At 54.6% G+C, this 21,315-nt stretch carries 21 protein-coding genes; all 21 read right to left on the bottom strand.

Features of this window, described 5'->3' with window-relative positions:
- Positions 1 to 62: 62 nt before the first annotated feature.
- Positions 63 to 1,340, bottom strand: a complete 1,278-nt coding sequence (locus NOS26_RS06435) for an O-antigen ligase (protein ID WP_014015919.1) — start codon at positions 1,338 to 1,340, stop codon at positions 63 to 65.
- A 132-nt stretch (positions 1,341 to 1,472) separates the two neighbouring features.
- Positions 1,473 to 2,780 (bottom strand): folylpolyglutamate synthase/dihydrofolate synthase family protein, encoded by a 1,308-nt coding sequence (locus NOS26_RS06430; RefSeq protein ID WP_255917430.1) that lies wholly within the window; start codon positions 2,778 to 2,780, stop codon positions 1,473 to 1,475.
- 9 nt (positions 2,781 to 2,789) lie between these two features.
- On the bottom strand, positions 2,790 to 5,453 hold the full coding sequence (locus tag NOS26_RS06425) for a valine--tRNA ligase (protein WP_255917429.1): 2,664 nt from the start codon (positions 5,451 to 5,453) through the stop codon (positions 2,790 to 2,792).
- Positions 5,454 to 5,774: 321 nt separating this feature from the next.
- Complete coding sequence (nudC, locus tag NOS26_RS06420) at positions 5,775 to 6,602, bottom strand: NAD(+) diphosphatase (protein ID WP_027894916.1); 828 nt, start codon at positions 6,600 to 6,602, stop codon at positions 5,775 to 5,777.
- Positions 6,599 to 7,516, bottom strand: a complete 918-nt coding sequence (gene thrB / locus NOS26_RS06415; protein WP_255917428.1) for a homoserine kinase — start codon at positions 7,514 to 7,516, stop codon at positions 6,599 to 6,601. Before thrB ends, nudC begins: the two co-directional genes overlap by 4 nt.
- A gap of 3 nt (positions 7,517 to 7,519) precedes the next feature.
- Positions 7,520 to 8,809, bottom strand: a complete 1,290-nt coding sequence (locus NOS26_RS06410; protein WP_054336251.1) for a homoserine dehydrogenase — start codon at positions 8,807 to 8,809, stop codon at positions 7,520 to 7,522.
- Positions 8,810 to 8,832: 23 nt separating this feature from the next.
- Entirely contained in the window at positions 8,833 to 9,282 is a 450-nt protein-coding gene (locus tag NOS26_RS06405; RefSeq protein ID WP_014015913.1) for an ACT domain-containing protein, read from the bottom strand.
- Positions 9,279 to 10,211 (bottom strand): NAD-dependent epimerase/dehydratase family protein, encoded by a 933-nt coding sequence (locus NOS26_RS06400; protein ID WP_255917427.1) that lies wholly within the window; start codon positions 10,209 to 10,211, stop codon positions 9,279 to 9,281. Before NOS26_RS06400 ends, NOS26_RS06405 begins: the two co-directional genes overlap by 4 nt.
- Before the next feature lie 18 nt (positions 10,212 to 10,229).
- Positions 10,230 to 11,078 (bottom strand): ChbG/HpnK family deacetylase, encoded by an 849-nt coding sequence (locus NOS26_RS06395; protein WP_027894919.1) that lies wholly within the window; start codon positions 11,076 to 11,078, stop codon positions 10,230 to 10,232.
- Between the two features lie 96 nt (positions 11,079 to 11,174).
- Positions 11,175 to 11,624, bottom strand: a complete 450-nt coding sequence (larC, locus tag NOS26_RS06390) for a nickel insertion protein (protein WP_036203513.1) — start codon at positions 11,622 to 11,624, stop codon at positions 11,175 to 11,177.
- 1 nt (position 11,625) lies between these two features.
- Positions 11,626 to 12,303 carry a nickel pincer cofactor biosynthesis protein LarB gene (larB, locus tag NOS26_RS06385; RefSeq protein ID WP_255917426.1) on the bottom strand — a complete coding sequence of 226 codons (678 nt, stop codon included), beginning with the start codon at positions 12,301 to 12,303 and terminating at the stop codon, positions 11,626 to 11,628.
- Positions 12,304 to 12,305: 2 nt separating this feature from the next.
- Entirely contained in the window at positions 12,306 to 13,115 is an 810-nt protein-coding gene (locus tag NOS26_RS06380) for an RNA methyltransferase (protein ID WP_014015908.1), read from the bottom strand.
- Between the two features lie 94 nt (positions 13,116 to 13,209).
- Positions 13,210 to 13,686: a hypothetical protein gene (locus NOS26_RS06375; RefSeq protein ID WP_014015907.1), complete on the bottom strand. Its 477-nt coding sequence runs from the start codon at positions 13,684 to 13,686 to the stop codon at positions 13,210 to 13,212.
- Positions 13,687 to 13,699: 13 nt separating this feature from the next.
- Positions 13,700 to 14,191 carry a pantetheine-phosphate adenylyltransferase gene (gene coaD / locus NOS26_RS06370; protein ID WP_014015906.1) on the bottom strand — a complete coding sequence of 164 codons (492 nt, stop codon included), beginning with the start codon at positions 14,189 to 14,191 and terminating at the stop codon, positions 13,700 to 13,702.
- Positions 14,192 to 14,194: 3 nt separating this feature from the next.
- Positions 14,195 to 14,752 carry a 16S rRNA (guanine(966)-N(2))-methyltransferase RsmD gene (gene rsmD, locus NOS26_RS06365; RefSeq protein WP_014015905.1) on the bottom strand — a complete coding sequence of 186 codons (558 nt, stop codon included), beginning with the start codon at positions 14,750 to 14,752 and terminating at the stop codon, positions 14,195 to 14,197.
- Between the two features lie 54 nt (positions 14,753 to 14,806).
- Positions 14,807 to 15,430 (bottom strand): glycerol-3-phosphate 1-O-acyltransferase PlsY, encoded by a 624-nt coding sequence (gene plsY / locus NOS26_RS06360; protein ID WP_036203509.1) that lies wholly within the window; start codon positions 15,428 to 15,430, stop codon positions 14,807 to 14,809.
- On the bottom strand, positions 15,427 to 16,758 hold the full coding sequence (gene der, locus NOS26_RS06355; protein ID WP_014015903.1) for a ribosome biogenesis GTPase Der: 1,332 nt from the start codon (positions 16,756 to 16,758) through the stop codon (positions 15,427 to 15,429). The genes plsY and der overlap by 4 nt, the downstream gene beginning before the upstream one ends.
- A gap of 69 nt (positions 16,759 to 16,827) precedes the next feature.
- Positions 16,828 to 18,786, bottom strand: coding sequence for a bifunctional 4-hydroxy-3-methylbut-2-enyl diphosphate reductase/30S ribosomal protein S1 (locus tag NOS26_RS06350; RefSeq protein ID WP_014015902.1), 1,959 nt, complete (start codon positions 18,784 to 18,786; stop codon positions 16,828 to 16,830).
- Entirely contained in the window at positions 18,783 to 19,397 is a 615-nt protein-coding gene (locus tag NOS26_RS06345; protein ID WP_255917424.1) for a 1-acyl-sn-glycerol-3-phosphate acyltransferase, read from the bottom strand. Before NOS26_RS06345 ends, NOS26_RS06350 begins: the two co-directional genes overlap by 4 nt.
- Positions 19,397 to 20,065 (bottom strand): (d)CMP kinase, encoded by a 669-nt coding sequence (gene cmk, locus NOS26_RS06340; RefSeq protein WP_022497086.1) that lies wholly within the window; start codon positions 20,063 to 20,065, stop codon positions 19,397 to 19,399. The genes NOS26_RS06345 and cmk overlap by 1 nt, the downstream gene beginning before the upstream one ends.
- Positions 20,053 to 21,306: an NAD(P)/FAD-dependent oxidoreductase gene (locus NOS26_RS06335; protein ID WP_014015899.1), complete on the bottom strand. Its 1,254-nt coding sequence runs from the start codon at positions 21,304 to 21,306 to the stop codon at positions 20,053 to 20,055. The genes cmk and NOS26_RS06335 overlap by 13 nt, the downstream gene beginning before the upstream one ends.
- Between the last annotated feature and the right edge of the window lie 9 nt (positions 21,307 to 21,315).

Below are 21,315 nucleotides of genomic sequence, written 5' to 3'. Positions count from 1 at the left end.
AGCTATTCCCTATAGCTATAAGTCATCTTATCTAGTGATAATAGTCACAAGCTTATTATATATCATTGTGAATTATTTCGCAAACTATTTTTGCTGTTTTTTTCACATTCTTCGCCGTACATATTGGCGAAAAGGGCGCTCATGAGCCAAAAGGTAAGTGAAATCTGGGTACTAAATAAATCGTAGTCGCTCATACCGCTGATGGCCAGGGACAAGACGGCGGCAGCCAGGCTCATGGCCAGGGAACGGTCAAAGGTATGTTCCTTATGGCTGCGCAAATAGCCGATGGCATACCAGGCATTGCCGAAGAAGAACCATAAGCCGAAAAAAAAGCCAGCCAGGCCCGTTTCAGCCAGGATGTTGAGGTACATATTATGGGCGTGGAAGATGACGATGCCCGCTTCCTGAATCAATTCATTATATACCGGATAGACGTGCTTGAAAGCGCCCCAGCCGATACCCAGGACGGGATGGTCGACGAACATGGCAATAGCCGCTTCCCACATGTCCATGCGCATGGACACGGACGTATCCGCTTCGCTGTGGCTGAAAATGGACATCAGGCGGTCGGCGACGCCACCGTGATAAAAGGCCAGGATCAAAGGACCTGCCAAAAAGAGGAGCCATACCCGTTTATCCCAGAAGAGGCCGAAGAAAAAGACCAGGGCGCAGACGCTGAGCCAGGCACCACGTGAATAGGTCAGGACCAGGCACAAGGCCAGGATGGCAAAAAAGGCCAGGTACATGACATGATGCCAGCGGTGGCGGGTACAGATCATCATCGACGCCGCCGCACTCATGATGATCAGCAGGAAGGCAGACAATAAGTTGGGGTTGTACAATGTCGAATACATGCGGCGCCGCAGCATGGGAAAGGCTGAATTATCGACCCATTCGGCTTCGTGGAGGGTCAGCATATGGGCATACTGGTACAGGCCGTACAGGGCGACGATGAAAGCACTGAGGAGGAGCGTCGAAAAGAGCAGGCGCCGCTCCCAGGAATGACGGACGAACAAGAGGATACCATAGTAGAGCACGACGTATTGCAAGACCGTGAAGACGTAAAAAGCCGTTCCCAAGAGGAAGTGTGGCGAGCCCACGAGGGACAGGAAGGCGGCCAGGGCAAAACCGGCTGCCGGCAGGGACAGCGGCGACTGGCGCAAGGTCAGTTTAGGATATTTTTTACAATAATAAAGCCCCAGTCCCAGGGCAATGATGAAAAAGCCTTCCATGATGAACAAGTTCAAAGGCATAAAAAAAACAGTCCCTGCCATGGCATAGACGACGCGCAGCCGTGCCCGCTCGGCTGGCGTACTGCCAGTCCGTATTATCCGCTTCATAACGTTCGCTCCTTACGTTCCGTGTAAAATATATGTATCATTTTACCATAACAAGGCGCAAAGGCGCAATGAAAAGGGCTTGTCGCACGGCGACAAGCCCTTTTTGAGTTTGAGGTTTGAAGTTGTCAAATATCACAATTCCATACAATATCTATCCCGGAAGTATTTCCGGACTTCTCCCTGGATGTACAGGGAGCCGACGATGCACAGGACCTGGTCCGGTTGGACTGCGGCCAGGGCTTTATCCAGGCCTTCGGCGATGGTGCCGGCCCAGTCGGCTTTACACGGCAGCATGGCCGCCATGGCTTTCGGGTCAGCCGAGCGAGGCGTCGGTGCCGGCGCGCAGATGACGTAATCGTCGTCGTGGAAGAGTTCCCGTACCATCTGGCTGTAATCTTTATCGGCCAGGACGGAGAACAGGAAGACCCGCTTCCGCGAGGCAAAGACATCTTCATAGGTCTTGCAGAAGGTATCGATACCGGCCGGATTATGGGCCCCGTCGAGGACGACGTCGATATCTCCGGCCTTGAAGACCTGGAAGCGGCCTGGCCACTGGACGTGACGGATGCCGTTTTCCAGGACCGTCCGGGTCAGTTTCTTTTCATGGCGGGCCAGGATGAGCAGGGTCATGAGCGCAGCGGCACAATTCGTCCGCTGGTGTTTTCCCAAAAGCGGCAGGACCGTCGTAATGGCAAAGCCGTACTTTTCGCGGACCGTCACCATCTGCCCCGTTGCCGGGTCTTCCGGCCCGGCATTGCCGACGACGTCGAAACTGTGGTCCAGGGCGTAGAGGCGGCTGTGCTTTTCATAGGCCTTGCGGGCGATGACCTTCAAAGCGGCCCCATCAGCCGTCGTGACGACAGGGACACCTTCTTTGATGATGCCCGCCTTCTGTTCGGCAATGGCTTCGATCGTATTGCCACAGTATTTCATGTGATCCATGGCGACATTGGTAATGACCGATACGACGGGGACGATGACGTTCGTCGAATCGAGGAGGCCGCCCAGGCCGACTTCGATGACGGCGTAATCGACGCCGATGTAGTCGAAATACCAGAAAGCGGCAGCCGTAATCATTTCAAATTCCGTCGGCCCTTCCCCGCCGGCAGCGACCATGGCCGTCACGGCGTCTTTGACGACGGCTACGGCTTTGGCGAAGTCGTCACGGGAAATATCGTGATGGTCGATATGGATCCGTTCCGTGTAATCTTCCAGATGAGGCGACGTGTAGCGGCCCGTCCGGAAGCCGGCTTCCGTCAGGACGGAAGCGATCATGGCCGTCACCGAGCCCTTGCCATTGGTCCCGGTGATGTGAATGGTCTTATAGTTATTCTGGGGATTGCCCAGGCGTTCCAGTAAAGCCTGGATACGCCCGAGTCCCAGCTGGATGCCAAAGACATTGGCTGATTCCAGATAGTCGATTGCTTGTTCGTAGGTCATAACTGCCTCTTAGAGTTTGGCCAAATCTTCCATGCGTTTGGTCAGAGCAGCCATCTTTTCCTGGTAATCGGCGAGCTTGCCCTTTTCTTTTTCGACGACCGCTGCCGGTGCTTTCGACAGGAAGCCCTGGTTGGACAATTTCTTGTCGAGGCGGGCGATTTCCTTCTGGAGCTTTTCCTGTTCCTTCTGGACACGGGCCGTTTCTTTTTCTACGTCGATGAGGTCTTTGAGCTGTAAGTAGACTTCAATGCCCGGGACGACGGCGACGACGGCATTTTCCGGTTTAGCATCGCCGGCAGCCAGGAGAGTTACTTTATCGGCAAAGGCCAGAGTATGGAAGTAATCTTCGTAGGTCTTCAAAGTCTGAGCCATGTCTTCCGTAGCCGGGGCCAGGATGACCGGAGCCTTTTTGCCCATGGGGACGTTCGATTCAGCACGGAGGTTACGGATGCCCTTGATGGCTTCCATCATGGTATTCATGGTAGCGGCATCGGACGGGAAATTCCATTTATCCTGCGTCTTCGGCCAGGGAGCGACGATGATGCTTTCGCCTTCATGAGGCAGGTGCTGCCAGAGATGTTCCGTAACAAAAGGCATGAAAGGATGGAGCATTTCCAGGGTATGCGTCAGGACATAGACCAGGACGTACTGGACCGTATGCTTGTCCCGTTCGCTTTCAGCTTGGTAAAGGCGTTTCTTGGCCAGTTCGATGTACCAGTCGCAGTAGGAATTCCAGATGAAGTTGTAAACGGCATCGGCAGCGTCGCCGAGTTCAAATTTATCGAGGTCTTCCGTGACTTTCGTGACGGTTTCATTGAAGGACGTGAGGATCCAGCGGTCAGCCAAGGTCAGGTCTTTATCTTCAGGAACGAAGGTTTCGTCGAAATCGCCGAGGTTCATGATGACGAATTTAGAAGCGTTCCAGATTTTATTGGCAAAGTTGCGGTTTGCTTCGACGCGTTCCATGTAGAAGCGCATGTCATTCCCCGGTGTGTTGCCCGTAACCAAAGTGAAACGCAATGCGTCGGCGCCATACTGTTCGCAGACGCCCAGGGGATCGATGCCATTGCCCAAAGATTTACTCATCTTGCGGCCCTGGCTATCGCGGACCAAGCCGTGGATGAAAACGTTCTTGAAAGGAATATCTTTCATGAATTCACAGGTCATGAACATCATGCGGGCAACCCAGAAGAAGATGATGTCATAGCCCGTGACCAGGACGCTGGTCGGGAAGAACTGCTGGAGATCCGGCGTCTTATCAGGCCAGCCCATTGTCGAGAAAGGCCAGAGGGCCGAGCTGAACCACGTATCGAGGACGTCCGGGTCGCGGTGGATATGTTTGCTGTGGCAGTGCTGACATTCCGTAATGTCTTCACGGCTGACAGACGACTTGCCGCAGTCGTCGCAGTACCAGACAGGGATCTGATGGCCCCACCAGAGCTGGCGGCTGATGCACCAGTCGTGGACATCTTCCAGCCAATGGTTGTAAATCTTGACGAAACGATCCGGGATGAATTTCGTGTGGCCATCTTCGACGGCTTTGAGGGCTGCTTCGGTCAGCGGTTTCATCTTGACGAACCACTGCTTGGTGACGAAGGGTTCGACCGTCGTCTTGCAGCGCGAGCAATGGCCGACGGCATGGGTCAATTCTTCGATATGATCGAGGAGGCCCAATTCTTTCAAGTCAGCGACGACGGCTTTACGGCAATCTTCACGGGTCATGCCGTTGTATTTCGCACCGGCTTTTTCGTTCATCGTACCGTCGAGGTTCATAATCATGATGGATTCCAGGTTGTGGCGCTGGCCCATTTCAAAGTCGTTCGGGTCGTGAGCCGGCGTAATCTTGACGGCGCCAGTACCAAAGCCGATATCGACGTAATCGTCAGCAATGACTTCGACTTCGCGGTCGACGAGGGGGACGACGACTTTCTTGCCGATGTACTTCTTCATGCGATCATCAGCCGGGTTGACGGCAACAGCCGTATCGCCCATGATTGTTTCCGGACGAGTCGTGGCAATCATGATATAGTCGTCTTCACCGACAACGGGGTATTTGATGTACCACAAATGGCCTTGCACGTCGGAATGGTCAACTTCGATGTCCGACAGGGCCGTATGGCAGTGCGGGCACCAGTTGGTAATGCGCTGGCCCTGATAGATGAGGCCTTTTTCATAAAGCGTGACGAAGACTTCGCGGACGGCGCGGGCACAGGTATCATCCATGGTGAAGCGCTTGCGGCTCCAGTCGCAGGAAGAACCGAGGCGGCGGACCTGTTTTTCGATGCGGCTGCCGTACTGTTCCTTCCAGGCCCAGACGCGTTTGAGAAATTCTTCACGGCCGATGTCATAGCGGCTCTTGCCTTCTTCCTTGGCCAGCTGCTGTTCGACCTTTACCTGCGTAGCGATGCCGGCATGGTCTGTGCCAGGGATCCAGGCGACGTTATAGCCTTCCATGCGCTTGAAGCGGACGAGGATATCCTGCAGGGTATTGTCCAGGGCATGGCCCATGTGAAGCTGGCCCGTGACGTTCGGCGGCGGCATGACGATGCTGAACGGTTCTTTGCTCGGATCCGGATCCTGATGGAAGTAGCCATTCTTTTCCCAAAAATCATACCAGGACATTTCAATGTCGTTCGGTGCGTAAGCGCCTAACTGTTCCTTATTCCATTTCATCTGTGTTTTCCCTCCAAAACAAAAAAAGAGCATTCCCTCGCCTAAGGGTATTCCTTAGGACGAAAGAATGCTGAATCTTCCGCGGTACCACCTAATTTGCCGCTTGCGCGACCGCTTCATGGCACAGGTAACGTCTGCTGGACGGGCAGGCCTTTCCTCCTGCCGGCTCCCGGGTGACGCGCCCTACCCTCTTTGGATGCCCTCGCACCATTTCTGGCATCTCGCTGACAAAAAGAAGTAAAGCTTCTTCCGCTCATCGCCTTTATGTGATAAACATTGTAGCAATTTTACCTGGGCCTGTCAAGGTATCTCCGCGTAAAATCAATAGACCCCTTGTTTGAATAAAGTCATCATTTCCATGGTCAGGCTGGCTTTTTCCGTGTCTTCCGGAATGTCCTGGCGATCGATCCAGCTGGCCGTGGCCAGTTCACCGTGGTCGACTTTCAACGTATCATCGCCGTCGAGGTCGCAGAAGAAGCCAAAGAGGAGCGTATCCGTAAAGCACCAGGGCTGGCTCTTGTAGAACTGCAGATTCTTGACCTTGATGCCCACTTCTTCCATGACTTCCCGATGAACCGTCTCTTCGATGGTTTCGCCGACTTCGGCAAAGCCAGCCAGCAAGGCGATATTCTTATATTCCCGGCCGGCGTACTTCGAGACCAGGAGTTTATCGCCGTGACGGACGGCGACGATGACGGCCGGGCAGATGCGGGGATAGATCATGGTATGGCAATGGTCGCAGTGCACCATGCGTTCACTCTCGCTGTGTGCCATGGGACGGCCGCAGTGGCCGCAGAAAATGTGGTTGCTGTACCAGTTATGCAGGGATAACCCGGCGATGCCGGCAAAGGCCAGGTAACGCGGCCGGGCAGCGCGCATGAAATTGATAGAGACGTAAGCAAAGCCATCCCGTTCCGGCAGGGCTTCCTTAGCCAGGTAGAACTGGGCCTTGTCTTCGGCAAAAAGCCAGCGGAACTGGTCTGTATCCACGTCGGCATAATCGCGATAGACCGGGTAGGTAAACTCTTTTTCCCCAGTAATCCGGACCAGGACCTTGCGGCCCTGATAAGACAGAAGAATACCATCCTGCGCCAGTGGCACAGGGTGGTATTCGACATGGTACGTGTGATTTCCAATGTCTTGTATCATTCGACGAGTTTCGCTCCTTCATTGCTGCATTTCAGGATGTGGCCCGTAGCGGCGATGCCGTGGTCGTTGAAGCAATCGATCATGGCATCCATGATCTGTACTTCCTGATTCGTGGCAAAGGCGATGAGTGTCGAGCCGGACCCGCTGATGGTGGCGCCCAGGGCACCGGCTTCGACAGCCTTCTGGATGACCCGGTCACCACTGGGGATGAGGCGGATGCGGTAGGGCACATGCAGTTTATCCTGCAGGCCGTAGGCGATGCGGTCATACTGTTTCGTGAACAGCGAAGATACGAGGAAGCTGACGCGGCTGACATTGAAGACAGCGCTCTGGTAGTCGATGGTCTTAGGCAGGGCCTTGCGGGCTTCTTCCGTCGAAACTTCGACTTCCGGACTGACTGCGATAAAAGACAGGTCATTGTCGATGGGAATGGAATTGGTCAAGGTCTTGCCGTCGACCATAATAGAAACGGACAAGCCGCCGTAAATGGCAGGAGCCACGTTATCGGGATGGCCTTCGAGGACCGTCGCCATGGTCAGCATATCTTCGCGGGTCATCTTATTACCTGTCAGAGCATTGCCGATGAGGATGCCGCCGACGAGGGCTGCCGAACTGCTGCCCAGGCCGCGGGACGGCGGGATGGCATTGACCAGGCGCAGCGTACCTCCTTTGGGCAAAGGCTGGCGGTTCTTGATGGCCACGGCCTTCATGGCCTGGCCGACCATGTTGTCATTGAAGTCGCGCGGCAGGGTATTGACTCCCAGGCCTTCGACTTCAACGGTAATCGTATCTTTATCCGGTTCTTCCGTAAAATAAATGTCATTGTACAAAGTCAGCGCAATCCCGACGGCATCAAAGCCGGAGCCGACGTTGGCCGACGTGGCCGGGATCTGTGCGTGCAGCGTTTTTGTCATTTCTTACACCTCGATTACACGAATGGCATTCGCAATCTTGCGAACGCACGATAACTCTTCGATCTTCTGGAGCGAAGCCTGGACCAGACCGGCTGCCGATTTGTCGATGAGGATGACGATTTCAGCGATTTCTGCCGTTTCGTCTTTCTGGATGAGGGAACGGATGCTGATATTGTTCTCTGCCAGGACCTTGGAGACGGCTGCCAAAACGCCGGGAGCGTTGTTGACAATCATGCGGATGTAGTACGGCGAAGCGATGTCGGCCTGAGGCTTCAATTTTGCTTCGTGCCAGACATAGCCCCGTTTGCCGGTCATCTGCAGGTTACGGTGAAGGATGACGTTCATGACATCGCTGACAACGGCGCTGGCCGTCGGCAGGGAACCGGCCCCCTGGCCGTAGAACATGACGTCGCCGACACAGTTGCCGCGGACGCAGACGGCGTTGTAGGCACCGTCGACGTTGGCCAGCGGATGGCCTTTGCGGATAAAGGACGGATGGACGTTGAGGGAAATGCCGTCTTCATCCTGGCGGGCAATGGCCAGGAGCTTGATGACATAGCCCATTTCCGTGGCATGTTCAATATCTTCTTTGGCAATGTTTTCAATGCCTTCTACGTGGACATCGTTGAAGGTCACAGCCGAATGGAAGCCCAGCGTGGCCAGGATAGCGATCTTGCGGGCTGCATCGTAACCGCTGACATCGTTCGTCGGGTCCGCTTCGGCATAGCCTTTTTCCTGGGCTTCTTTGAGGACGTCTTCATAGGACGAGCCGTGGGCCGTCATGTTGGACAAGATGAAGTTCGTCGTGCCGTTCATGATACCGATGATTTCTTCGATACGGTTGCTGTTGAGCGACGAATACATGGGACGGACGATAGGGATACCGCCGGCGACGCTGGCTTCGAACTGGAAGTCCACGTTGTGCTGCTGGGACAATTTCAGCAGCGGAATACCGTAATCGGCGATGAGGTCCTTATTGGCGCTGATGACGCTCTTGCCGCGCAGGAAGCACTGTTCGATGCAGTCCTTGGCAAAGTCGGCACTGCCCATGACTTCGACGACGATTTCGATTTCATCGTCGTCGATGATGTCGTTGAAATCCGTCGTGAGCTGGATGGAATCGGGTAAGTCTTCCATCTGTTCATACTTATTCAAATCGCGGATGAGGACCCGCTTGATGTTGATTTTCGTATCGAGCTGTTCTTCAATGAGCGGACCATTCATGGCCAGTAAGTCGACGACCCCTTTCCCGACCGTACCGCATCCTAACAAGGCAATGGAAACATTTTTCATGAGCCTACTCCCCCTTTTTTATCTTACGCTTGTCCGATGATATCTACTTTGCTGACACCGGACAGCTTTTCCAACGTTTTGATCAATTCATCGACAGGAACGGTCATATCCTTAGTTTCGATGGATAAGCTGACATCAGCCATTCCCTGCAAGGGAATCCCCTGGTTGATGGTCAGGATACTGCCGTTATTGGCAGCGACCGTGTTGAGTACTTGCGACAATTCCCCGGGCCGGTCGAAGATCATGACCGACAGGGTAACGATTTTCCCCTGCGTAACATCGTAAAAAGGAAAGACATAGTCCTTATATTTATAGTACGCACTGCGGCTCAAATCCATCATGCGGACGGCTTCGTTGATCGTGCGCGTCTGATGATGCTTGAGGATTTCTTTGACCTTGATGGTCTTCTTAATTGCCTCAGGCAAAATGTCTTCGCGGACCAGGTAAAATTTATGGTTGCTGTCTTCTTTCACTCGGCTTCCTCCCTTTCGAGAAAATATTGATACGTCGCCATAAGGCCTGGCATGAGTTTCATCTTCGGCCGCCAGCGAAGCGTTTCGATGGCCTTGCCATTAGCCAGGGACGACCGGAAAATATCACCCTTCCGGGCTTCTCCATAAGAAACGGCCACACCGGCATGAGAGAAATACAAGAGGATTTCTTTCAGCGCATTGATAGTCGTCTCGATTTGCGTGCTGATGTTATAAATCCCTGACGGCACTTTGCCGTCCATAGCGGCGATATTAGCGCGGGCTACGTCTTTGACGTAGACAAAGTCGCGGGACTGTTCGCCGTCGCCGAAAATCGTCAAGTCTTCGCCACGGGCCAAGGCTCTGGCAAAGAGACCGACGACGCCGCCTTCACCGCCATTGCCTTGGCGTTCGCCATATACGTTGGCATAGCGCAGGATAGCATAGGGCAGGCCGAACAGGCTGCCATAGAGCTGGATATACTTTTCTGCAGCCACTTTGGTCAGGCCGTAGAACGACGCCGGTGCCAGCGGTTCCGATTCGCCCAAGGGCACTTTGGGATTATCACCGTAGACGGCAGCTGACGACGAATAGATGAATTTCTGCACGCCCTGACGGCGGCACTGTTCCAGGACGTTGATCAGGCCGAGGACATTCAGTTCCGCATCTTCCCGGGGATGGGCCAGGGAGTACGAGACCTGCGTCTGGGCGGCTTCATGGAAGACGACGTCGAAATGGCCTTCTCCAAAGAGGACCTTCAATGCCGCTTCATCGCGGATATCGCCTTGAACGAACCGGGCCTGTTCCGGGACCTGGTCCCGGCAGCCCGTACTCAGGTTGTCGAAGACCGTCACGTCGTGGCCGGCTTCCAGCAAGGCATCGACGAGGTGGGAACCGATGAAACCGGCCCCACCGGTAACTAAGATATGCAAAGATAAGACCTCCAATCCCTACGGCAGGTCACCGTAAGTAATGAGTTCAATCTGTTTGGCTTCCAGCTGACGGCGGATTTCCGGCGACAGCAGGGCCTGAAATTCATCCTGCCAATGATAGCCCCAGGCAAAGGACTGGCTGAGGACAGCCGTACTCCGTCCTGGATGCATCATGATTTCATGAGTCCCAAAAGGCAGCCTGTCGATGAGATAGTGCAGATTGCTTTCTGTCATATGGCCACCGTCGACCATACCCCAGAAAAAATCGGTCGTCGTGAAGTGCAGGCGCCGGACCGAAGTCATGGCCTTCCGGGACAGATAGGTCAGGCCGTCGCGGCCGGCAATGCGCACGGGATTGGCCGACAGTACCTTATAGGAATACGCTTCCCTGGGGATGCGCAGGCGGTGGATGCCGTATTTCATCATCAGTGACTGGACAATGGACCAGATCTGCGGCAGGACGTGCAGGTGCTGGTGACTGTCCAGGTGGTCGATGGGAAGGCCCGTCGCCATGATCTTTTCCATCTGGGCATCGAGCTCCCGGTAGACCTGGCCGTAATCGAGTTTCCCCTGGCAGGCCCGCTTGATGACTTCCGTATAACTTTCCGGCAGCAGGCCGTCGGACTGGACCAGGGTCGGTACTTCCTTGGCCGACAAGACCGTCGGCAGGGACCCGACCAGGCTGAGATGGATGCCGATGCCCAGTTTCGGACACTTCCGGGCCAGGTCGACGGCCTGGTCAAAAGCCGGGCCGTTGGCCAGCAGGGATGTACTGGTCAGGACACCCTGTCCGCAGGCTTCGATGACGGCCTGATTGACTTCTGTATGGATGCCGAAATCATCGGCATTAATGATGACTCTATTCATCTTGCAAACTCCCCGTCCTTCCAGGACGTACTACATAATGAGCTTAATGACTATTATACATGGACAATCGTATTTTGACAATATCCTTTGCCCATTCTATTCCCTAAATTGCCGGTACGCCGCTTCCTTCACTTTACGCTGCCACTCCTTCAAGGGCGTCCCTGTTTCAGTGGCAGCGGCCCGGCAATCATCGTATTCAGCGGAAATGTTGACGACCTTGCCGCCATAGCGGCAGACCTTGCAGTGCAGGTCGCGGCCGTCGACGCGGACCGTCGTGATGAGCCGGTCACAGGCCAGGCGGGTCACAGGGAAAAAGCGGACGCCGATGGACGTCGTCTCCCTGACGATGACGCCGATGAGGGGGTCGATGAGTTCCTGCCGGCACAAGACGCAGAGCATGGACGCCATGCGCCCTTTCTTCATCATCATGGGCATGGCCCAGACGTCGTTGGCTCCCTGTTCCAGGATGAGGGAAAAGACGTATTCCATATTCTGCGGATTCATGTCGTCGATATTGGCTTCCAGCTGCCATAACGTTTCCATCATCTCACCTCAATCGATTCATCGTATCGGCCAGGCGGCCGGCGCCAAACCCGTTATCGATATTGACGACGGACACGCCGGCAGCACAGCTGTTGAGCATAGCCAGCAGGGCCGACAGGCCGTGGAAATTGGCGCCATAGCCGATACTGGTCGGCACGGCGATGACCGGCTTATCGACCAGGCCGCCGACGACACTGGCCAGGGCCCCTTCCATGCCAGCGACGACGATGTTGACATTGGCCCGGCGGATATCATCAACGCGAGCCAGAAGGCGGTGGATGCCGGCGACACCGACGTCGTAAATGCGTTCGACGCGGTTGCCCATGATTTCTGCCGTCAGTGCCGCTTCTTCGGCAATGGGGATATCACTCGTCCCAGCGGTGATGACCGAAATGAGGCGGTCGCCATTGACGACGTTCTTGTCCTTATGCTGATAGACCATACGGGCCAATTCGTCATATTGGGCAGCAGGATGGCGTCCGACCAGGGCATCGTAAACGGCCTTATCAGCCCGCGTGCCGATGACATTATCATACTTATCCATGAGGACGTCCAGAATCTGTACCGACTGGCCGACGGTCTTGCCGGCACAGTAGACGACTTCCGGGAAGCCGCAGCGCGCTTCACGCTGCAAGTCCAGTTTTGCAAAACCCAAATCGAGGGTCTCTTTCTTGTCTTCCATGATTACTCCTTAAAACCATTCTTTTCCCATGCCTTATACAAGACGATGCCGACCGACATGGACAAGTTCAGCGATTCCGTATCCAGCCGCATGGGAATGGTCAGTACGTCATCACAGCAGGCCAGGAACGGTTCCGGCAGGCCGTTGCCTTCATTGCCGAAGGCCAGGATGACGGGCTGGCTGTAATCGGCATCGACATAAGAGATACTGCCTTCCGGCGCCGTGCCGTAGACCTGGCGGTCTTCATCGGCACAGAACTGGTCCAGCTGTTCGTCTGTCACATCCTGGACAACAGGGACCTTGAAGATGGCCCCCATGGCACTGCGGATCGTCTTATCGTTGTAGACGTCAACACTGCCTTCACTGAGCAGGACGGCACCGGCGTTGGCAGCGGCAGCCGTGCGCAGGATCGTCCCCAGATTGCCCGGATCCTGGATGGAACGCAGGTAAAGGACGGCTTTTTCCGGCGCAATGGCCGGCAGGCTGTCGAAAGTATAGGCAAAGAAAGGCAGCATGGCCGCCAGTCCCTGCGGCGTCTTCGTGTCTTTCAGTTTATCATAGACGCTGTCGGTGACGGCATAAAACGTCCAGCCCAGTTCGATGCCTTTGGCATAGAGGGCTTCAAATCCATCCAGGCCCCGCCCCTTTTCCGAGACGAAGCAGATGGCATCGGGAATGTTCATGGCCGCCGCGTCGGCGATGACCCGCAGGCCTTCGACAAAGACGCGCTGATGGGCCTGACGGCCTTTCTTTTGCTTCAGGGAACAGGCCATCTTGACCCACTGGTTGTCGCGGGACGTAATTTCGTTCATAGTTCCTCCTATCTACCCGCCGTGCGGATAAAAAAAGGGACCTCGCATGATAGTCAAAGCTTTCATGCGACAGTCCCTCTCGTATAAGCCATGGTTACTGCTGATCCGGCTTGTCATCCTGGTGTCCGTTGTTCTTGAGCAGGCTTTCGCGGTTCTGCTGGATGCTGGACAAGGTCTTTTCCAATGTCGATTCAACGTATTTAAGGACATCGCCGGCATAGGTAATGGAGCTGTTCTTCAGCTGTTCCGACGAATCGTTAGCGTTCTGGATGATCTGGTTGGCATGTTCCTGTGCCTGGCGGACCAGTTCACTTTCTTCTGTCAATTTGGCAATATAATCCTTGGCCTGGGCGACCATGCTTTCGGCATGATGCTGGGCATCGGAAATAATCTTATCTTTTTCAGCCAAAACCTTCTTGGCCTGTTCCAATTCGGCCGGCATGGATTCTTTCAAGTCATCGATGATCTGAAGGATTTCTTCTTCTTCGACCATCTTTTTATTGGAAAAGGGCATCTTCGATGCGTTCATTACCAAGCTTTCCAAATCTTCTAACAGTTTATCCGAATTCATGTATTCTCCACTCCTAAGCATTGTACTTGTCTGCAAACTTCTCTTTCAGTTTCTTTTCGACATAATCGGGAACCATGTCATCGAGCTTGCCGCCGAAGCAGGCCAGTTCACGGATACCCGTCGAGCTGATATAGGAATACTGGGTACTCGTCATGATAAATACCGTTTCGATACGCGGTTCTACCTTCTTCATGAGCAGGGCCCGCTGGAATTCGTATTCAAAATCGCTCAGGGCCCGCAGGCCGCGGATGATGATAGTCGCACCGTGTTCAATGGCATATTGGTTGAGCAGGCCATGGAAGCTGACGACTTCGATGTTCGGGATGTGTTTCGTCGTTTCCCGCAACATTTCCTCCCGCTCTGCCATCGAGAACAAGGGTTTCTTCGACGGATTCTCAAAGACAGCGACGATGAGCTTGTCGACAAGCTGGCTCCCCCGTTCAAAAATATCAATGTGTCCATTGGTGACAGGATCAAAACTGCCGGGACAAATACCGATTCGCACTTTTTAGACTCCTTCCTGACGACGGCGGATAAAAGCGATCCGCGTGTCTTTCCCATAGGATTTTTCTCTGATGACCTCATACAATGGGCTCTCCGTTATACCTTCGTTCCGGCTGTATTCCATCAGGATCAGTCCTCCCGGAGCCAGCAAATCGTATTCACCTATCAACGCGATTGTATCGTTCACCAAATTTTTATTATACGGCGGGTCCGCAAAGATGTAATCAAATTTGCGCCCCTGCAGCCGTGCCAGGGCTTTCGCCGAATTAAGGCGCAGCACTTCGACGCAGTCTGCAAAGCCGCAGAGGGCTGCATTCTGACGGATGAGCTGCTGTGTGTAGTGGTCGATAAAGACGGCCGACGCCGCACCGCGGCTCAGCGCTTCCAGCCCCAAGGCACCCGTACCGGCAAAGATATCGAGGACAGCGGCACCACGCAAGCCGCCGCTGCTTTCCAGGATGTTGAAAAGACTTTCCCGTGTACGGTCCAGTGTCGGCCGGGTCAGCATGCCCTTCGGGGACTTCAGGACCCGCCCTCTGGCACTGCCAGATATGATTCTCATAGGATCACCTGCTCGTACATAGTTAATTATACACGTTTTTTAGTACATATCAATCTATTTTTTCTTAATTCGTTCGACCTTCAGTTCCTTGCCGTGCAGGAGGCGGATGATATTATCTTTATGGCGCACGACGACCAGCAGAGCTGCCAGCAGGCCGAAAATCGTCAGCGGCAGGGGTTCGTTGAAAAAGTACATGGTAATGGGGACCAAGATGGCCGCTACGATGGAACCGAGGGAGACGATGCGCGTCAAGGCGACGATGACAGCCCAGACGCAGAAGACGATGAGCGTTTCCCACGGAGCCAGGAACAAGATGATGCCCAGGCCGGTGGCGACGCCCTTTCCGCCTTTGAACTTGAGGAAAATCGAACATGAATGGCCGATGATGGCCAGCAGGCCGCCGACAATCATGAAGTAAATCTGCGTATCTGCACTGCCAAGGCCCATCTGGCTGGCGACCTGGCCGAGGTAGACGCCGAGCATCCCCTTGGCGACATCGCAGATGAGGACCAGCAGGCCGCCGACAGCGCCGAAGACGCGGTAGGCATTGGTCGCCCCCGTATTATGGCTGCCGTATTCCCTGGGGTCCGTATGATACAAGGTCTTGCCGATGACCAGGCCGCTCGGGAAAGACCCGGCGATATAGGCCAGCACCAGGCAGAGGATGCCGAGCATCATAAGCTTTCACCGTCCTTTTTCCCGCGCAGGATGAGCCGGATCGGTGTCCCTTCGAAGCCGAAGGTTTCACGCAGGCGGTTTTCCAGGAAGCGCAGGTACGAAAAATGCATGAGCTGCGGTTCATTGACGAAGAGGATGAACGTCGGCGGCTGGACCGAAGCCTGGGTCATGTAGTAAATCTTGAGCAGCTTGCCGCCCTTGGCCGGCGGCGGATTGGTCAGCTGAGCATCTTCGATGAGTTCGTTGAGGACGCTCGTCGACACGCGCATGTGCTGCTGTTCCGATACGAACTTGACCATATCGGCCAGGCGGTTGATGCGCTGCTTGGTCAGGGCCGAGGCGAAGAGGATGGGCGCATACTGGAGGAAGGCCAGTTCGCGGCGGATATCTTCTTCGAATTTATGGCTTGTCTTGCTATCCTTTTCGATGAGGTCCCATTTATTGACGACGATGATGCAGCCCTTGCCTGCTTCATGGACGTAGCCGGCGATCTTCGTGTCCTGTTCGGTCACGCCTTCTGTAGCATCGATGACCAGGACGGCGATGTCCGACCGGTCGACGGCGCGCAGGGCCCGGACGACACTATAGCGTTCGACAGGCAAGTCGATCTTGGCTTTGCGGCGCATGCCGGCCGTATCGATGAGGACGAAATCCGTCCCTTCATAGGACCAGTGGGTGTCGATGGAATCGCGCGTCGTCCCGGGGACGTTGCTGACGATGACCCGGTCCTGCCCTAAGAGGGCATTGGTCAGGGACGACTTGCCGACATTCGGCCGGCCGACGAGGGCGATGTGGATGGCTTCATCGTCATCGTCTATAGCCGGGACTTTCTTGATATACTTCAGGACTTCATCGAGGAGGTCGCCGAGGTTCATCAAGTTGACAGCCGAGACGCCGATAGGGTCGCCTAAACCGAGGCTGTAAAATTCGTAGATGTTCATTTCTTGTTCGACGCTGTCGATTTTGTTGACGACGAGGATGACCGGCTTGCCGCACGAGCGGAGGATGTGGGCAATTTCTTCATCCTGAGGCTGGACACCGACTTTACCGTCGACAACGTAGAGGATGACGTCGGCTTCGCGGATGGCCAGTTCAGCCTGATACCGCATGCTGGTGAAGATATGGTTATCCGAATCGACAAATTCGATGCCGCCCGTATCGATCATGGTAAATTCCTGGCCGAGCCATTCGGCGTCGAAATAAATGCGGTCGCGTGTTACGCCGGGGATGTCTTCGACGATAGAAATGCGCTTCTTGACGATGGCATTGAAAAGCGTCGATTTACCGACGTTCGGGCGCCCGACGACAGCGACTAGGGGTTTGTACATGGCAGAATCCTTTCTATAGACGAAAAAAGGATAACCGGTACAGCCCGGCTATCCCCTTTTTGTGAAACCTTAGTTGTTTTCTTCTTCTTTATCCTGGTTATCGAGGTAGTTGCGAACTTCCTGTTCTTCTTCATCTTTCTGAATGGCCAAGACGCTGAGAGAAATCTTTTTCTTATCCGTATCGATGCCGATGATCTTGACGTTCATGACATCACCGATGTTGACCAGGTCTTTGACAGCGACGCCGCGTTTTTCCGTCAATTCGGAAATGTGGAGCAGGCCCTGCAATTCCGGATCGATGGCCAGGATAGCGCCGAAGGGCAGGAGCTTCTTGACTTCGCCTTTGACGATATCGCCGACTTCAAATTTTTCGATAGCAGCGATCCAGGGGTTCTTCTGGAGAGCTTTCAAGGACAAGGAAATGCGGTTCCGTTCCTGGTCGAATTTCTGAACGAGGACCTGGAGTTTTTCACCCGTATGGAGAACGGCATCGACAGAGCTGATGCGTTTCCAGGAAATGTCGGAAATATGGAGCAGGCCTTCTACGCCGCCGAGGTCGATGAATGCACCGTAGGGCATGATCTTAACGACAGTGCCTTCGAGGACAGCGCCTTCTTCAATGTGCTTGAGGGCTTCTTCGCGTTTTGCTTCGCGTTCTGCTTCAAGAACAGCTTTGCGGGAAAGGACGAGGCGGTTCTTGTGTTCGTCGATGTCGATGACTTTGACCTGGAAGGTCTGGCCTACGAGATAGTCCAAAGATTTAACGAATTTGATATCGCCCTGGGAAAGGGGAATGAAACCACGCAGGGATTTGATGGAAACGACAAGACCAGCCTTGTTCGTTTCTTTACCTGTACATTCGACGAGCTGGTCGTTTTCAAAAGCTTCGCGGACTTCTTTCCAGTCTTCGACTTTTTTCATCTTGACGAGGGAAACGACGATAGCTCCTTCTTCTTTAATGTTGTTGGCGATTTCGACAGTCAGTTCGTCGCCGACTTTGACAAAGTCACTTGCTTTTTCCGGAGCGGGAACAGCCATTTCCTTTTTCGGCAGGATTGCTTCTGCTTTCGTACCGATGGAAACATAGGCAGCATCATCATTCACAGAAATAACCGTGCCTTTGACCACGTCACCTTTCTTTGGATTTTCTTCATAGTCATACTTGTCCAACAATTCTTCACTCATTACTTCTGTGCCTTCAGCTTGCAAATTTTCCATAATCTTAACAACCTCCTGTATTATCCAATCCGGCGTGGAAGCGCCGGCTGTAATGCCTATATGATTCATACCACGGAACCAGGCCGTATCCAATTCGGCTGCTGTTTCGATGTGGTATGTCGGGCAATCCTGTTCACGGCATACCTGCGCGAGGCGGCCTGTGTTGGCGCTGTTCTTTCCGCCAATGACGATCATGGCGTCCACATGGCCTGCCAGTTCTATCGCTGCCTGCTGACGCTGCTGCGTCGCCGTGCATATGGTCATATGCACATCGAGATGATTGGTCTTTCGTTGCAGGATAGCGGCGATACGCTTGAATTGCTCTTGAGAGAACGTCGTCTGGACGACGACTCCCATAGAATCGCAAAAGGGAATTTTTTCAGCTTCTTCTTCCCTATCTATTATAATAGCACGATTTGCCCCCCATTGTGAAATGCTAATTACTTCAGGATGGGATTTTTCTCCTACTATTATGAGATTTTCGCCCTTTTCGACGATATTTTTAGCGTCTTGTTGGGCTTTTTTGACGTGTGGACACGTCGCATCTATGACTTTTAGTTCTTTTTGAACGGCCTGGTCATAGACATCCGGGCCGACACCGTGGGAGCGGATCAGGACGACAGCCCCCTTGTCGACCTCATCCAACGAGTCGACCGGCGACACGCCATGGGCGGCTAAACGCCCGACAACTTGCGGATTGTGGATGATGGGTCCCAGAGTATGAGTCCCCTTTTCCGCCTTGCCTGCCAGCTCGACAGCCCGGCGTACGCCATAACAAAAGCCACAGGCCGCAGCGAGAGTTACTTTCATTTAGTATCCCCTTTATACTGATTTTGCATAGATATGATAATATCGCGGATTTTGTCGGAAAAACCTTTGACTAAATCGCGATCCGATGCCTTTCCTGCCGGTGCCGGCACGGGTTTTCCAAAGATGACCCGGACGGGACCGGTTTTTTTCGGCAAAAATTCCGAATTGACGATCGCCGCCGGCAGGACCGGAACGCCGGCCTTGATGGCGATACCGGCAAAGCCTTCATGGAAAGGGCCGACTTTGCCGCCCCGCGTCCGCTTCCCTTCCGGGAAAATCCCCAGGACCTCGCCGCTCTTCAAGACCCGGAAGGACTCGATGACGGCTTTGCGGTCGATGTGACCGCGATGGACCGGGAAGGTATGGACATAGCGCAGGAACCAGCCCATGAGAGGATTGCGGAACAATTCCTCTTTGGCCATGAAATGGATCAAGTGACGGCGCATGGCCGTCCCCAGCAGGGGCGGATCAAAATTGCTGGCATGATTGCAGACGACGATGAATGGCCCTTTTTCCGGGATATTCTCTTCGCCGATGACTTCCATGCCCAAGGCGCCATACGTAGCGAGGTTGAAAATCTTGCGGATCATGCCGTATGTAAAGGTATGCATCAGCCTCGCTCCTTCATCAGGCCGAGGATGACGTCGGCGGTCTGCTCTAAATCGAGGTCGCTGTTATCGACGACGATGGCATCGTCGGCCTTCTTCAGCGGCGACACGGCCCGGTGCGAGTCCATATCGTCGCGGGCAGCGATGCTGGCAGCGATGTCTTCATACGTTTCGCTGCCGCCCTTGGCCTGGACTTCCAGGTAGCGGCGGCGGGCCCGGGAATCGACAGAAGCCGTCAGGAAAATCTTGAGGTCCGCCTGGGGCAGGACGACTGTCCCGATATCGCGGCCGTCGAGGATGACACCACCCTCTTGGGCCATGGCCTGTTGTAATTTTACCAGTTTTTCCCGTACTACGGCAAGGGCTGCGACGGCAGAAACATGAGAAGATACGCGCTGGGTCCGGATGGCTTCGGTCACTTCCGTCGAACCGACGTAGACGCGGCACAGATCAGCCTGCGGTTCCAGGCGGATATCAATAGTATCGACCAGGTCGCGGACCGCTTTTTCGTCCGAAAGGTCGATGCCTTTTTCCAGGACAGCCCAGGTAAAGGCGCGGTACATAGCCCCTGTATCGATATACAAATAGTGGACCCGATTGGCCAGGACCTTGGCGACACTGCTTTTCCCGGCTCCGGCCGGCCCATCGATGGCAACCGTTAATTTTCGCATGGTATGCACTCCTTTGTAGCAGCCGCCGTTCCGGCTACGAAGCCCGTCGAAAAGGCTGCTTGCAGATTATAGCCGCCTGTAAAGGCGTCGATGTCGATGACTTCTCCGGCAAAATAGAGATGGGGGACAAGTTTCGACTCCATCGTCTTGGGATTGATCTCCTTGACCGATATGCCGCCGGCCGTGACGATGGCTTCCTCAATAGGACGCGTGCCCGTCACCGTCAGAGACAAGGCCTTGAGAGTATCGGCCAGATCCTGCCGCTGTTCCCGGGAAATCTGATTGACCGGACAGTCCCGGGCGATGCCGGCCTGGTCGAGGACGATGGGGATGAGCCGCTGTGGCAGGAGATCCTTCAAGGCGTTCGCTGCTTCCTTGCGGATGTACTTCTCAAAGTCCCGCCGCAGCCGGGCATCGAGCTTTTCCTTTGACAAGGCCGGCTTGAGGTCGAGGCGCAGCTGCATGGGGAAGGTGCAGGCCTTCTTATGGGCCGCGGCCATACTGAGCATGAGGATGATCGGCCCGGATACGCCGAAATGGGTAAAGAGCATTTCTCCGAAATACGAAGCCATCTTCTTGCCCCGCTTCCACAGCGAGCCTTCCACATTGCGCAGGGACAGCCCCGACAAGGTATGCGGCCAGGTTTCAGCCGTCGTAAAGGGGATGAGGGCCGGCTTCAGTTCCGTCACGCTATGGCCCAGGCTGCGGGCAAAGTCATAGCCGTCGCCCGTCGAGCCGGTGACGGGATAGGACATGCCGCCTGTCGTGATGATACAGGCGTCGCCTTCATAATTTCCGGAGGCGGCGCTGACGACCATGCGGCTGCCCCAGGCCTTGACGGCGTGGACGGCATCGCTCAGATGGAGGTCGACGCCTTTATGGCATAGCTTACGGTATAAGAGCTTGCGCACTTCGATGGCACTGTCGGACTGGGGGAAAATACGGCCGCCCCGTTCTTCCTTGGTGGCCAGTCCCCAGGCATTCAGCTTGTCGAGCAGGTCCTGGTTGGTGAACTGTTCATAAGCGCTGTAGAGGAACTTGCCGTGTCCCGGCGTATGGGCGATGAAATCGGCCATGGTGCAGGAATTGGTCAGATTGCAGCGGCCCTTGCCGGTAATGCCCAGCTTTTTGCCAACAATATCATTTTTTTCAAATAAATGTACCCTGGCCCCTGCTTCTGCCGCGGCCAGCGCAGCCATGATGCCGGCCGCGCCAGCACCAATGACGAGTATTTCCTTCATAGGCACTCC

Origin of the sequence: Megasphaera sp. SC8-1 (assembly GCF_024436295.1) — a bacterium.
In the GTDB taxonomy this organism is placed as follows: domain Bacteria; phylum Bacillota; class Negativicutes; order Veillonellales; family Megasphaeraceae; genus Megasphaera; species Megasphaera elsdenii.
This window is presented reverse-complemented; position numbering and strand designations above follow the sequence as displayed.

What these genes read in the sequence shown, in the direction of transcription:
- NOS26_RS06345 (WP_255917424.1), bottom strand. Translation starts at nt 19,397, where the DNA reads ATGCATACCTTTACATACGGCATGATCCGCAAGATTTTCAACCTCGCT.
- NOS26_RS06410 (WP_054336251.1), bottom strand. Translation starts at nt 8,809, where the DNA reads ATGAAAAATGTTTCCATTGCCTTGTTAGGATGCGGTACGGTCGGGAAA.
- nudC (WP_027894916.1), bottom strand. Translation starts at nt 6,602, where the DNA reads ATGATACAAGACATTGGAAATCACACGTACCATGTCGAATACCACCCT.
- cmk (WP_022497086.1), bottom strand. Translation starts at nt 20,065, where the DNA reads ATGCGAAAATTAACGGTTGCCATCGATGGGCCGGCCGGAGCCGGGAAA.
- rsmD (WP_014015905.1), bottom strand. Translation starts at nt 14,752, where the DNA reads ATGAGAATCATATCTGGCAGTGCCAGAGGGCGGGTCCTGAAGTCCCCG.
- der (WP_014015903.1), bottom strand. Translation starts at nt 16,758, where the DNA reads ATGTACAAACCCCTAGTCGCTGTCGTCGGGCGCCCGAACGTCGGTAAA.
- NOS26_RS06425 (WP_255917429.1), bottom strand. Translation starts at nt 5,453, where the DNA reads ATGAAATGGAATAAGGAACAGTTAGGCGCTTACGCACCGAACGACATT.
- NOS26_RS06350 (WP_014015902.1), bottom strand. Translation starts at nt 18,786, where the DNA reads ATGAAAGTAACTCTCGCTGCGGCCTGTGGCTTTTGTTATGGCGTACGC.
- NOS26_RS06430 (WP_255917430.1), bottom strand. Translation starts at nt 2,780, where the DNA reads ATGACCTACGAACAAGCAATCGACTATCTGGAATCAGCCAATGTCTTT.
- thrB (WP_255917428.1), bottom strand. Translation starts at nt 7,516, where the DNA reads ATGACAAAAACGCTGCACGCACAGATCCCGGCCACGTCGGCCAACGTC.
- NOS26_RS06380 (WP_014015908.1), bottom strand. Translation starts at nt 13,115, where the DNA reads ATGAACGAAATTACGTCCCGCGACAACCAGTGGGTCAAGATGGCCTGT.
- NOS26_RS06335 (WP_014015899.1), bottom strand. Translation starts at nt 21,306, where the DNA reads ATGAAGGAAATACTCGTCATTGGTGCTGGCGCGGCCGGCATCATGGCT.
- NOS26_RS06435 (WP_014015919.1), bottom strand. Translation starts at nt 1,340, where the DNA reads ATGAAGCGGATAATACGGACTGGCAGTACGCCAGCCGAGCGGGCACGG.
- larC (WP_036203513.1), bottom strand. Translation starts at nt 11,624, where the DNA reads ATGATGGAAACGTTATGGCAGCTGGAAGCCAATATCGACGACATGAAT.
- NOS26_RS06395 (WP_027894919.1), bottom strand. Translation starts at nt 11,078, where the DNA reads ATGAATAGAGTCATCATTAATGCCGATGATTTCGGCATCCATACAGAA.
- NOS26_RS06375 (WP_014015907.1), bottom strand. Translation starts at nt 13,686, where the DNA reads ATGAATTCGGATAAACTGTTAGAAGATTTGGAAAGCTTGGTAATGAAC.
- larB (WP_255917426.1), bottom strand. Translation starts at nt 12,303, where the DNA reads ATGGAAGACAAGAAAGAGACCCTCGATTTGGGTTTTGCAAAACTGGAC.
- plsY (WP_036203509.1), bottom strand. Translation starts at nt 15,430, where the DNA reads ATGATGCTCGGCATCCTCTGCCTGGTGCTGGCCTATATCGCCGGGTCT.